The following is an 11,589-nucleotide window of genomic DNA, read 5'->3' as shown; positions in this document are numbered from 1 at the left end:
CGCCGCCGCCGCGTGCGCGGGGTCGGCGGGAGCCGCGGGCCGCAGGGCCTACCGGGTGCGCGGTCCCCCCTCCAGGCGGGCCCGCACGTCCGGCCACTCGGCGCGCAGCACCGAGTAGTACACGGCGTCGCGGCGCCGCCCGCCCGGCATGACGTTGTACGAGCGCAGCACGCCCTCCTCCGTCGCGCCGACCGCGCGCAGGCCCCGGCGGGCCCGCTCGTTGAGCACGTCGGTCTTGAACTCCACCCGCTCCGCGCCCATCCCCTCGAACGCGTGCCGCATGAGCAGGAACTTCGCCCAGTGGTTCACGCCCCGGCCGCGGAAGTCGCGGCCCAGCCACGAACTGCCGACCTCCAGGCGCAGGTCCTTCTCCGCGAGGTTGCCGTAGCTCATGCTGCCCGCCACGCGTCCGCTCGCCAGGTCGGTGACCGTGAACGTCGTACGCCTGCCGGCGTCGCTCGCGGCCAGGTAGGAGTCGAAGAACTCCTCGAAGCCCGCCTCGTCGTCCACCCTGGTCACGAAGTACGTCCAGATGTCGGGGTCGAGCGCCTGCGCGCGCCACCCCGCCCTGTCGGCCTCCACGACCGGCGTGAGCGACACGTGCCCGTTCTCCAGCCGCACCCTCGACCTCTCGGTCCACGACATGCGCCCTCCCCTGCTCCGACCGGTGTGTCCGTGCCGGATTGTAGTGTTCGACCACCAACCGGATCCCGGAGGAGCCGAGCGATGGCCACCACCCGCACCGTCATCTCCCGGCGGGCGCTCAACCGCGCCACCCTGGACCGCCAGCTCCTCCTGCGGCGGGTGGACCTGCCGGTCACCGACGTGGTCACCCGCCTCGCCGGGCTCCAGGCGCAGACCACCCACACCTGGTACGCCGGGCTGGAGAACCGGATCGAGGGCCTGGCCCCCGAGACGGTCGGCCGCCTCCTCACCGACGGCGCGCTCGTCCGCGTCACGCTCATGCGCGGCACCCTCCACCTGGTCACCCCCGAGGACTGCCGGTTCCTCCGCCCGACCGTCCAACCCGGCGTCGACCGGGTGCTCGCGCACAGCACGCACGGCCGGGCCGCACGGGGGCTGGACCCCGACGAGGTCGCGGCGGCCGGGTACGAGATCCTCACCCGCGCCCCGCTCGACCTGCGCGCGCTCGGCGCCCGGCTCAACGAGCGGTGGCCGGATGTGGAGGGCGCCCACCTGGCACAGGTCGTCAAGGCCCGCCTGCCCGTGCTCCAGATCCCGCCGCGCGGCGTGTGGGGCGCCTCCGGCCCGGCCGTGCTCGCACCCGCCGACACCTGGACGGGGCTGCCCATGGACGCCGCGCCGGACCCGGAGGGGATGGTGCTGCGCTACCTGGCCGCGTTCGGACCCGCCGGGGTGATGGACGCGCAGGCGTGGTCCGGGCTGACCCGGCTGGGCGAGGTGTTCGACCGCCTGCGCGACAGGCTCGTGGTCCTGCGGGGGGAGGACGGCAAGGAGCTGTTCGACCTCCCCGACGCCCCGCGCCCCGACGGGGACACCTCCGCGCCGGTCCGCCTGCTGTACGACTTCGACAACCTGCTGCGCGGGCACGCCGACCGCAGCCGGGTCGTCTCCGACGAGGACCTCGGGCGGCTCACCTCCCGCAACGGGATGCCGCCCGCGACCGTGCTGGTCGACGGGGAGGTGCGCGCCTCCTGGAAGGTCGTGCGGACCGGTCGGAACGCCGCCGTCGAGGTGGTCCCGTTCGCCCCGATCAGCGGGGCCGACCGCGACGAGGTGGAGGCGGAGGGGCTGCGGATGCTGCGGTTCCTCGCCGCGGACCGGGGCGGGCACGAGGTGCGGTTCGCCCCGACGGCCTGAGTGCCTCCGAACACCCTCCGCGCGACCCCCCTGCGGCCTCCGAACGGACCCGGCCGGGGAGCCCCGCCTCCGATCCGGGCGGACACCGCGCGACCGCCGCACGAACCAGCGGGGACGGGCCGGGAAGTCCGCTATCAACGCACGTGGGCGACCACGGACACAACGTGCGGGTATGGAAGGATTCACGGGTGACTGATGAGTTCCGCGCCGCGTTCCAACGGGTGCTCGACACCGCCGCCAGCCAGGCACCCGGGTTCCCGGCAGCCGTGCACGACGTGTTCCGGCTGTCCTCGCAGGTGTCCAAGGAAGAACTCGCGATCGCACTGGAGGCGCTCGCCCCCGTGCTCGGCGACTCCGAACGGGTCGCGGGCATCGCCGCCGACCTCTCCGTCCTGGCGGGGGCCCTGGTCGAGTCCGGCGCCCCCGCGGGAGAGGTGGGACTGGAGGTACTCCGACAGCTCGGAAGTTACGGTCAGGCCGCGGTGGCGTTCATGCACGCCTGGGACAAGACCGGCGGCGGCCCCCTCCCCGCCCCCGCCGACGTGTCCGAACCCGAGGAGCAGCGCGTCGAGGAGGTCCTCGGCGACAACGCGCCCCTGGCCACCGTCGGCTGGTGGACCTCCCTCCGCTACGGCCTGGCGGCCAAGGCCATGCTCGGCGACCCCGGGGTGCGCGCCGCCGTGCGCGCCGACACCAGCGCCCTGGACGGGCTCAGCCAGATCACCCGGGCCCTCTCCACCCAGCTCACCGAGTTCGCCGAGGTGAGCGAACTCCTGCGGATGGCCGAGGCCGACACCGTGCTCGTGCTCGACCGCGCCTCGTGGCGCGGCTTCCGGGTGCGCTTCGACGGCATCGGCGACAACTTCCAGCTGCACACCCTCCTCGCGGACGCGCTCATCGGCAAGGAGGGCCGCCTCGTCCCCGGCACCCGGCCCGACCCGCGGTGGACCTCCGCGTGCCTGGACACCCCCGCCGACCCCCTCGCGGACGTCGTGCGCGGCGAGTGGGACCTGGTCGGCGGCAACGGCGAGTGGGTCGGCAACGAGGCCCTGCCCGGCGACATCCCGGTGGTCGACGGCGAACGCGTGCTGGTCCTGGAGCCCCAGACGCTCACGCACTCGTGGAGGGCGGGGCGCAGGCACCCGCACATCCCCGGCTCGCTGGAGGTCGTGGCGGAGCTGCGCCACGACGAGGCGGCGGCCTGGTGGGCGCGGATGCACCCCGCGGGGTCGGTGCGCCACCCGCTGGCGCCGCCGATCGAGAACGAGGACACCGGCACGCACCGCAGGCCCCCGCGCCATTTCGGGGTGGCCGCTCACTACGCCGAGGTGGACTCCGGACCGATGTCGGCGGCGTTCGCCGCCCTGGACCCGGAGAGCCTGCGGGAGGACCCCTTCGCCACGGGCGCCGCCGACCCCGCCGGAACCGCGGGCGGGGACGCCGACGACCGCCCGGCGCGGGCGGACGTCCCTGCCGGGGACGCGGCCCCCTTCGGAGGCGGGGACCCGCTCCGGCCCGGGGATCCGTCGTCCGCGTCCGCTCCCCCTTCGGAGGACCGGTGGGAGCTGCCGCCGGAGTTCCGCGACGACTACGGCCGCGCGTCCTCCCCGGAACCCGACCACGGGGCGGACGACGACCCGCTGTTCGGTTCGCCGCCGAGCACGCCGACCTCGTCCGACCCGTGGGAGGCGCCGCAGGGGCGCACGGGCGGTTTCGGCGGCGGCGTGCCCGTAGACCCGCCCGGGGCCCGTGACGAACTGGGGCTGCGCGACGAGTCCGCCGACCGGTTCGAGCCGGGCGAGGGCGACCGCTTCGGGTTCCGCAACGGCTCCTCGTACGACGGCGCCCCCGACGGCCCGGAACCGGCCGGGGCCCGCGACGGATCCGAGCCGTTCGGGTGGGCCGCCGACCCGCCGCCGCCCGCCGTTCCCGGCCACCCGGAGGCGTCCGGGGCGTTCGACCCCGGTCCGTGGGAGTCGGACCCGCCGCCGCCCGCCCCGGACCCTGTCGGGGACGGGGACGGGGCCCCGTCCGAGCAGGACGGCTCCCGCCGCCCGCCGGGCGCGCACCTGCTGCCGCCGATGCCCCCGGGCGTCTCGGACAGCTGGTCGTGGGCTCCCGGCTGGAAGTGGCCCACGCCGCCCGAGCGCTGAGGGCGACCGCCACGGGCCCGAGGGCCGCGACCCGTGGCCGGCCCGGGTCCCCGGCGCTCGCCGGCGCCGATCCCGTCGGCCGGGGCGTCGAAGTTCTGGACCCTCAGCAACTGCGGCATGTGCTCCTCCTGCTGTCGTCGACACCGCTGGTACGGACCCGCCGGACGGGCGAAACTCATCGCGGTGTCCGCGACCGCCGGCGGGACCCGGTACCGCACATGACACTTGTCATCGGCGACCGGTTGCAGCTCTCACACGGACGCCGTGACTCCTACGACTTCCGGGCCGACCGTCCGGCAGGGGATCCTTGGTCCATGGCGACCACGCAGAAGCACACCTCCGGGAACCCGGACCGCCCCGCCCCCGGCACGGCGGCGGGAGCCCCTGACGCGACCCCCGGCGCGGGTTCCGACGAGGCCGACGGCAGAACCGCCGAGCAGATCGAGAAGGAGCGCAAGCAGGAGGAGGCGATGGAGGTCCTGCGGGCCATGAAGCCCTGGAAGGGCAAGGCGACCCGCCAGGACAAGGCCCTGCTGTTCACGGTCGTCGCGATCCCCCTGTTCTTCATGGCGCTGACCCCGCTGAAGCCCTTCCTGATCGCCGAACACCCCGTCGGCCTCGCGTTCGTGACCGGCAGCAACGCGGCGATCGGCGCGGCCTCGGCCTTCGCCCGCATCGGGGAGATCCCCCTGTGGCTCGTGGTGCTCGCGGGCGTCGTCGGCAAGGTCAAGGTCGACTGGCTCTTCTGGTGGGTGGGCAGGCGCTGGGGCCGGGGCTTCGTCGACCTCATCGCCCAGGGCGACAAGGCGCAGCGGTTCGCGGACCGCGCCGAGGACATGAACCCCTGGATCATCCGGGCCGCGATGCCGCTCTCCTACCTCCCGGGCGTGCCCGCCCTCTTCGTCTACGTCGTCGCGGGCTGGACCGGCATGCGCCTGCGGACCTTCCTGCTGCTGGACGCCCTCGGCGCGCTGCTCCTGACGGCCACGGTCGCCGGCGTCGGCTACGCGGCGGGGCAGACCGGGGTGGACATCGTCCTGGCGGTGGACAGGTACGCCCTGTGGGTCACGCTCGCGATCGTCTTCGTGATGGCGTTCGTCCCGGTCGTCAAGCAGATGCGCCTGGCCAGGGCCGAGGAGGCCGCGAGGGCGGCCGAGGCCGCCGGGACCGCCGGGGAGCGGTCCGGGAAATCCGCCGCCACCGGCGCCGAGGACGGCTCCGCCGCGACCCCCGCGGGCGGGGAGCTCGCCGGCGCCGAAGGCCCCGCACCCCGCGCCTGACGGGCGGAAACCCCCGGGGCACCCCTGTGACCAGCCGCGACGCCCGAACGCCCGACCGGTCCCGACCTGGTCACACACCCGGTGGCCTCACGCGACTAGGCTGGCGTTCGGCAATCGGACACCCCGGGCAAGCCGTCTGCGCTGGGTGCGTCACAAACACACTCAAGGAGATCCCGTCATGGGACAACGACACTTCGATCTGGTGGTCCTCGGCGCGGGGCCGGGTGGTTACGTGGCGGCCATCCGCGCCGCCCAGCTCGGCCTCAAGACCGCCGTCATCGAGGAGAAGTACTGGGGCGGCGTCTGCCTCAACGTGGGCTGCATCCCCTCCAAGGCGCTCCTGCGCAACGCCGAACTGGCCCACCTCTTCAACAACGAGGCCGACTTCTTCGGCATCAAGGTCGACGGCAAGGTCGAGTTCGACTACGGCAAGGCGCACAGCCGCAGCCGTGAGGTGGCCGACGGGCGCGTCAAGGGCGTCCACTTCCTCATGAAGAAGAACAAGATCACCGAGATCGACGGCCGCGGCACCTTCACCGACGACCACACGGTCGAGGTGCGCGGCGAAGACGGCTCCACCGAGACCGTCACCTTCGACCACGCCGTGATCGCGTCGGGCTCCTCCACCAAGCTGCTGCCCGGCACGGAGCTGTCCGAGCGGGTCGTCACCTACGAGCAGCAGATCCTCGACGAGAACCTGCCCGGGAGCATCGTCATCGCGGGCGCGGGCGCCATCGGCGTCGAGTTCGCGTACGTCCTGGCCAACTACGGCGTGGACGTCACGATCGTGGAGTTCCTGGACCGCCTCGTCCCCCTGGAGGACGAGGAGGTCTCCAAGGAGCTCGCCCGCGCGTACAAGAAGCTCGGCGTGAAGGTCATGACCTCCACCCGCGTGGAGTCGGTCGAGGACACCGGCGAGGGAGTCCGCGTCCACGTCACCGGCACCGACGACAAGAAGCAGACCCTGGAGGCCGACAAGCTCCTCCAGGCCATCGGCTTCGCCCCCAACGTCGAGGGATTCGGCCTCGACAAGACCGGCGTGGAGCTCACCGAGCGCGGCGCCGTCGCCATCGACGGCCGGGGCCGCACCAGCGTCCCGCACATCTTCGCGATCGGCGACGTCACCGCCAAGCTCATGCTGGCCCACACCGCCGAGGCCATGGGCATCGTCGCCGTCGAGACCATCGCGGGCGCGGAGACGCAGGAGATCGACTACAAGTTCATCCCCCGCGCCACCTACTGCCAGCCGCAGATCGCCAGCTTCGGCTACACCGAGAACGAGGCGCGCGAGGCCGGGTACGACGTCCAGGTCGCCAAGTTCCCGTTCATGGCCAACGGCAAGTCGCACGGGCTCGGCGACACCCGCGGCTTCGTCAAGGTGCTCTCCGACGCCAAGTACGGAGAGATCATCGGCGCCCACATGGTGGGTCCGGACGTCACCGAGCTGCTGCCCGAGCTGACCCTGGCCCAGCAGTGGGACCTGACCGTCCACGAGGTGTCGCGCAACATCCACGCGCACCCGACGCTCGGCGAGGCCGTCAAGGAGGCCGTGCACGGCCTCTCCGGGCACATGATCAACCTGTAGCCCCGCCCGCGGAGGTCCCCCGCCGCGCCCCCGGGCGGCGGCGGGGGGCCCTGCCGCGCGGTCAGCGGATCAGGTCGTCGACGACGTTGCCCAGTCCCACGCTCTCGTAGTGCGCGCGGGCCATCTCGATCTTGGTGAACACGTCCTCGTAGCCGGTCTGGACGCCGTCGTCGTCCACGTAGACCATGGCCCCGCTGATGTTGAAGAACGTGACCATGTGGTCGCAGTCCTCGGGGACCGCGAGCGTGTGGATCTCGCCCGGCGGCTCGTACACGAAGTGCCCGGCCTCGGCCACCCAGGGGTGCTCGTGGTAGTGCCACTTGCCCTCGATGACGTAGCCGAACACGGCCCCGGGGTGCCGGTGCCGGGACACGATCCCGGACGCGGTGACCTTGAGCAGGTTGCACCACTGGCCCGTGACGGTGTTGAGCATCAGCGGACGGAACCAGACGTTCGGCGCCTGCGGGACCCACATGCGCGGGTCCTCGGGGACCGCGGGGATCGCGATCTCGGCGGGGATGCCCGGCGACGGTGCGATGCGCACGGGCTCGTTGGCGGATGCGGCGTTCGGTGACACGGTGTCCTCCCTGCTGTGCCGTCCGGCCCTGGGGCCGGCGCGGCTCGGTGTGGCCGGTCCTGCTCTGCTGCGCCTGGTCGCGGCGCCTGCCGTTCTTCCTTCGTGGAAGGCACCTGAGGAGCTGTCCGCCCCGCCCCACCGGGTGACCGGTGACGGTGGGAGCTCCCCAGGGCGTCTGTGGGGCGCGGTCGCGGGGCCGCGCCGCCCCGTGGGGCGCGGGCGCGTGCGCCCGCGATCCGGTGGGTGGTCTTGTGGGGCCTGTGTGACCTGTGCGGCCGGTAGGGGCGGTGGGCCGTGGCCCGGTGGGCGCCCGTTCCCGGTCAGGCCGCCAGGTACCCCCCGTCCACGGGCACGACCGCGCCCGTCACGAACCCGGCGTCGGGTCCGCACAGGAAGTCCACGGCGCCCGCGACCTCGCTCGGACGCCCCCAGCGGCCCATCGGCGTCCGGTCGAGGATGCGCGCCTGGGCCTCGTCGTTCTCGCGGATCCCGGCGGTCAGGTCGGTGCTGATCCACCCCGGCGCGACCGCGTTGACGCGGATGCCCTCCGGCGCCCACGCGACGGCGAGCGACCGCGTGAGCTGCGAGATGCCGCCCTTGCTCGCGCTGTAGCCGGGCACCAGCGGTCCGCCGAAGTAGCTCAGCATCGACGCGATGTTGACCACGCACCCGCCCGAGGCGGCCAGCGCCGGGCGGGCCGCCACGCACGAGCGCATCACGGACGTCAGGTTGACCTCCACGACGCGCGCGAACACGGCCGGGTCGAACTCGTCGCCGCGCCGGATGATCCCGACCGCGTTGACCAGCGCGTCGATCTCCGGGAACCCGCCCAGGTAGTCCTCCAGGGCGTCGCCGCCGGTCACGTCGACCTCGGTGACCGCGGCACCCCCCCGGAGCGCCGGCGGGGCGTCGCCGGCCCGCAGTCCGCCGACGGCGACCCGGTCGCCGCGCTCGACGAACCGCTCCGCTATCGCCGCGCCGATACCGCTCGTGCCGCCGACGACGACGACCGTGCGGGGGCGGTGCGCGTCGCCCCGGCTCCCTGCGGGGCCCGGCTGCTGGCCTTCCATGGCTCCTCCGACTCTGCGGCCGGCGGGTGGCCGCCGGCGTGGGGTGTGGACTCGGTCTCTGGTTCTGGACGGGTGGTCCCCGGGGCACCGCCGAGGGGGGAGCCCCCGCGACAGCGGTCCACTGGGAGCCCGGTACCGCCGCGGGTGCCGGGTGTCTCTCGACGTCGATGTGGTTGTGGTCGGGTCGGGGCGGGCCGGGGCCGCCGGTCCCCGCCCGCCGGAGCCGCCGGCGTGGACGGCGCCGGCGGTTCGCGGGGGCCTACTCGGGCTCGGGGGCGACCAGGGCTTCGATCCAGTACTCGCGCGCCAGGGCGTCCACCCCCGCGGGCGAGACGCCGCGCAGGTGGACGACGGTGTCGTCGGTGCCCGCGATGCGCCCGTGGTTCTGGAGCTGGAGGATGTGGTACCGCTCGGGCACGAACCCGAGGACCACGTCCACGTCGAACCTGCCGCGCTCGTCGGGGGCGTCCCCCAGCCCCGGCTCGGCCTTGCCGATCGCCTGGAACCCGAGCCACCCCTGGTAGAGGAGCACCGCCAGGACCACCACGGCGATCCTGCGCAGGGTCGCGCTCCTGAGGGCCCTAGACCACGTCGACGGGGCTGTCCGAGTCGACACGGGCCCCACCCCCCGTCCCGGCCCCGCCGGAGAGCAGGTCGTTGATCCGGGCGACCTTGTCCCGGAACTCCGGGAGGTCCACCGCCTCGCGCCAGGTGCGCGGACGGGGGAGGTCCACCGTGACGATCTCCTGGACCGTGCTCGGCCTTCCGGAGAGGACCACCACCCGGTCGGAGAGGAACACCGCCTCGTCGATGTCGTGTGTCACGAAGAACACCGTCGGCCTCCGCTCCTCGAAGATCCGGGTCAGGTCCTCCTGGAGCCTGCGCCGGGTCTGCGCGTCGATGCTCGCGAACGGCTCGTCCATGAGCATCACCGCGGGCTCGTTCGCGAGGACCCGGGCGACGCCGAGCCGCTGCTGCATGCCGCCGGACAGCTCGTGCGGGTACTTGCGCTCGAACCCGCCCAGCCCGACCAGCTCCAGGTACTCCCGGCCCCGGCGCTCGCGCTCGGCGCGCGGCACGCCCTTCATGCGCAGGCCGAACACGGCGTTGCCGAGCACGGTCTTCCACGGGAAGAGGGCGTGGCTCTGGAACACCACCCCCCGGTCGGGCCCCGGGGCGGAGACCGGGCTCCCGTCCACCTCGACCACGCCGCCGGTGGGCTCGACGAAGCCCGCGACGGTGTTCAGGACCGTGGTCTTGCCACAGCCGCTGGGGCCGAGGACGGAGACGAACTCACCGCGCTCCACGGTGAAGGACACGTCGCCGATCGCGGTGACCTCCTCCCCCGAGTAGGCGTCGGTGTAGACCTTGTTCAGGTTCTCGATCACCAGTGCGGTCATCCGTCACCCTCCATGCTTCGCACCATCCCCCACCGTTCGACGGTGGCCTTCTCGAACGGCGCCAGGATGAGCGCGTCGAGCATGTACCAGAGGACCCCGAGCACGATCATGCCGAGGAAGACCTGGCTGACGTCGCCGACCCTGCGGGCGTCGAACATCATGAATCCGATACCGCTGGTGCCCACGATGATCTCCGCGGCCACGAGCGCGCGCCATCCGTAGCCGAGCCCGGTGCGGACACCGCTCGCGACCGCGGGCAGCGCCCCGGGGAGGATGACCTCCACGAACACCCGGACGCGGCCGGCGCCCAGGCTGCGGGCCGCGCGGACCAGCTCGCCCGGCACCTGCTCGACCCCCGCCACCACGCTGAGCATGAGCGGGAAGACGATCGTGTACACGATGACGAAGGTGACGGAGGTCAGGCTGAAGCCGAACCACACGATCACGATCGGCAGCCAGGCGATGTCCGCGATGGCCTGGAAGAACAGCAGGATCGGCCAGACGGCCTTGCGGACCCTCAGGGACATCGCGGTCAGGAACCCCATCGGCAGGCCGATGAGGAGGCCGAACCCGACGCCGTAGCCGAGCCGGGTCAGGGAGTCGGACAGGTAGCCGGGCAGGATGCCCTTGCGGAGCAGGTCGCCGACCTCGGCGACGACCCTGTCGGGGCCGACGAAGAAGGCGTCCGGGAAGACGCCGGCCTCGGCGACCAGCCACCACAGGGCCACGACGGGCACGAACGGCCCGAGGGTGCGGAACGCGCTGTTGCGGGACAGCCTGGCCCAGAACCGCCTGGCCAGGGGTGCGCGGCGGGGCCGCGGCCGGGCGCCCGGGGACGCGTTCCTCTCGCGGGTCGCGGTCATCGCGCACCTCCCGTCATGCCCCAGCGCTCGATGGTGCGCCTCTCCAGCGGTGCCAGGAGGAGCCGGTCCATGATCAGCCACAGGACGCCGATGACGACCATCGAGGCGATGATGACGTCCGTGGAGAAGGTCTTCTGGGCCAGGAAGAGCGCGTAACCGAGACCGGCGCTGCTCGCGATGATCTCGGCGGCCACCAGGCCGCGCCATCCGTAGCCGAGCCCGATCCTCAGGCCGCTGACGACGCTGGGCAGCGCCCCGGGCAGGAGCACCTCCCAGAACATCCGCCACCGGCTCGCGCCCATGGACCGGGCGGAGCGCAGCAGGGTCGCGGGGATGCGCCGGACCCCCAGCATCGTGTTGTAGGCCAGCGCGAAGAACATGGCGTTCCACACGATGAAGATGACGGCGCCGTCGCCGTAGCCCAGCCACAGGGTGGCGATGGGGATCCACGCGATCCCCGCCAGCGCCACGGAGAACCGCAGCAGCGGGGAGAAGAACGCGGACAGGGCCGGGCTGGCGCCGAGGGCGATGCCGAACGGGAGCCCGGTCGCCACGGCGATGGCGCTTCCCATGAGCACCCGGTACAGGCTCGCGCCGAGGTGCCTGGCGAGCTCACCGCTCGCCGCCATGTCGGCCAGGGCCGCGGCGACGTCGTCCACCTGCGGGAAGATCCGCCTGGGGACGCCGGTGAGCTCGACGGTCACGGCCCAGACGGCGACCAGGACCACGAACGGGAGTGTGAACCAGAGCGTCGCTCCGACGAACCCGGGCCCGGAGCCGCGTCGGGCCCTCCGGGCCGCCCGGCCGCCGGGCGCGGTG

The 11,589-nt window shown here is 73.4% G+C and carries 11 protein-coding genes; 4 read left to right on the top strand and 7 right to left on the bottom strand.

Translation table 11 applies throughout. The features are described from left to right. Nucleotides 1-48: 48 nt before the first annotated feature. Nucleotides 49-645 carry a GNAT family N-acetyltransferase gene (locus tag ACWGL3_RS26990; RefSeq protein WP_267947537.1) on the bottom strand — a complete coding sequence of 199 codons (597 nt, stop codon included), beginning with the start codon at nt 643-645 and terminating at the stop codon, nt 49-51. 81 nt (nt 646-726) lie between these two features. Here ACWGL3_RS26990 and ACWGL3_RS26985 point away from each other — a divergent pair, with 81 nt between their 5' ends. The 4 genes from ACWGL3_RS26985 to lpdA all read left to right on the top strand — a co-directional run bounded on the left by ACWGL3_RS26985 (nt 727) and on the right by lpdA (nt 6,860). Continuing rightward, nucleotides 727-1,842, top strand: coding sequence for a winged helix DNA-binding domain-containing protein (locus ACWGL3_RS26985; RefSeq protein ID WP_267947536.1), 1,116 nt, complete (start codon nt 727-729; stop codon nt 1,840-1,842). 188 nt (nt 1,843-2,030) lie between these two features. Continuing rightward, nucleotides 2,031-3,995 (top strand): hypothetical protein, encoded by a 1,965-nt coding sequence (locus ACWGL3_RS26980; RefSeq protein ID WP_452461936.1) that lies wholly within the window; start codon nt 2,031-2,033, stop codon nt 3,993-3,995. A gap of 314 nt (nt 3,996-4,309) precedes the next feature. Further along, nucleotides 4,310-5,275 carry a DedA family protein gene (locus ACWGL3_RS26975; RefSeq protein ID WP_267947534.1) on the top strand — a complete coding sequence of 322 codons (966 nt, stop codon included), beginning with the start codon at nt 4,310-4,312 and terminating at the stop codon, nt 5,273-5,275. A gap of 178 nt (nt 5,276-5,453) precedes the next feature. Then, nucleotides 5,454-6,860 (top strand): dihydrolipoyl dehydrogenase, encoded by a 1,407-nt coding sequence (gene lpdA, locus ACWGL3_RS26970; RefSeq protein WP_267947533.1) that lies wholly within the window; start codon nt 5,454-5,456, stop codon nt 6,858-6,860. A gap of 61 nt (nt 6,861-6,921) precedes the next feature. Here the strand turns inward: lpdA and ACWGL3_RS26965 are convergent, their stop codons facing one another. The 6 genes from ACWGL3_RS26965 to ACWGL3_RS26940 form a co-directional block, all read right to left on the bottom strand. Beyond that, nucleotides 6,922-7,437 (bottom strand): 2,4'-dihydroxyacetophenone dioxygenase family protein, encoded by a 516-nt coding sequence (locus ACWGL3_RS26965; protein ID WP_267947532.1) that lies wholly within the window; start codon nt 7,435-7,437, stop codon nt 6,922-6,924. A gap of 320 nt (nt 7,438-7,757) precedes the next feature. Then, nucleotides 7,758-8,507 (bottom strand): SDR family NAD(P)-dependent oxidoreductase, encoded by a 750-nt coding sequence (locus ACWGL3_RS26960; RefSeq protein ID WP_267947531.1) that lies wholly within the window; start codon nt 8,505-8,507, stop codon nt 7,758-7,760. A gap of 259 nt (nt 8,508-8,766) precedes the next feature. Beyond that, nucleotides 8,767-9,123 (bottom strand): hypothetical protein, encoded by a 357-nt coding sequence (locus ACWGL3_RS26955; RefSeq protein WP_352983287.1) that lies wholly within the window; start codon nt 9,121-9,123, stop codon nt 8,767-8,769. Beyond that, nucleotides 9,089-9,907, bottom strand: coding sequence for an ABC transporter ATP-binding protein (locus tag ACWGL3_RS26950; RefSeq protein ID WP_267947529.1), 819 nt, complete (start codon nt 9,905-9,907; stop codon nt 9,089-9,091). Before ACWGL3_RS26950 ends, ACWGL3_RS26955 begins: the two co-directional genes overlap by 35 nt. Further along, nucleotides 9,904-10,770 (bottom strand): ABC transporter permease, encoded by an 867-nt coding sequence (locus tag ACWGL3_RS26945; RefSeq protein ID WP_267947528.1) that lies wholly within the window; start codon nt 10,768-10,770, stop codon nt 9,904-9,906. The genes ACWGL3_RS26950 and ACWGL3_RS26945 overlap by 4 nt, the downstream gene beginning before the upstream one ends. Continuing rightward, nucleotides 10,767-11,589, bottom strand: an 823-nt coding sequence (locus tag ACWGL3_RS26940) for an ABC transporter permease (protein WP_452461935.1), incomplete at its 5' end; no start/stop codon positions are given. The genes ACWGL3_RS26945 and ACWGL3_RS26940, both read right to left, overlap by 4 nt.

Source organism: Nocardiopsis sp. NPDC055824 (genome assembly GCF_053616335.1).
This window is presented reverse-complemented; position numbering and strand designations above follow the sequence as displayed.

Excerpts from the sequence above, each read along its gene's own strand:
- ACWGL3_RS26990 (WP_267947537.1), bottom strand. The coding sequence starts at position 645 with ATGTCGTGGACCGAGAGGTCGAGGGTGCGGCTGGAGAACGGGCACGTG.
- ACWGL3_RS26985 (WP_267947536.1), top strand. The coding sequence starts at position 727 with ATGGCCACCACCCGCACCGTCATCTCCCGGCGGGCGCTCAACCGCGCC.
- ACWGL3_RS26975 (WP_267947534.1), top strand. The coding sequence starts at position 4,310 with ATGGCGACCACGCAGAAGCACACCTCCGGGAACCCGGACCGCCCCGCC.
- lpdA (WP_267947533.1), top strand. The coding sequence starts at position 5,454 with ATGGGACAACGACACTTCGATCTGGTGGTCCTCGGCGCGGGGCCGGGT.
- ACWGL3_RS26960 (WP_267947531.1), bottom strand. The coding sequence starts at position 8,507 with ATGGAAGGCCAGCAGCCGGGCCCCGCAGGGAGCCGGGGCGACGCGCAC.
- ACWGL3_RS26950 (WP_267947529.1), bottom strand. The coding sequence starts at position 9,907 with ATGACCGCACTGGTGATCGAGAACCTGAACAAGGTCTACACCGACGCC.
- ACWGL3_RS26945 (WP_267947528.1), bottom strand. The coding sequence starts at position 10,770 with ATGACCGCGACCCGCGAGAGGAACGCGTCCCCGGGCGCCCGGCCGCGG.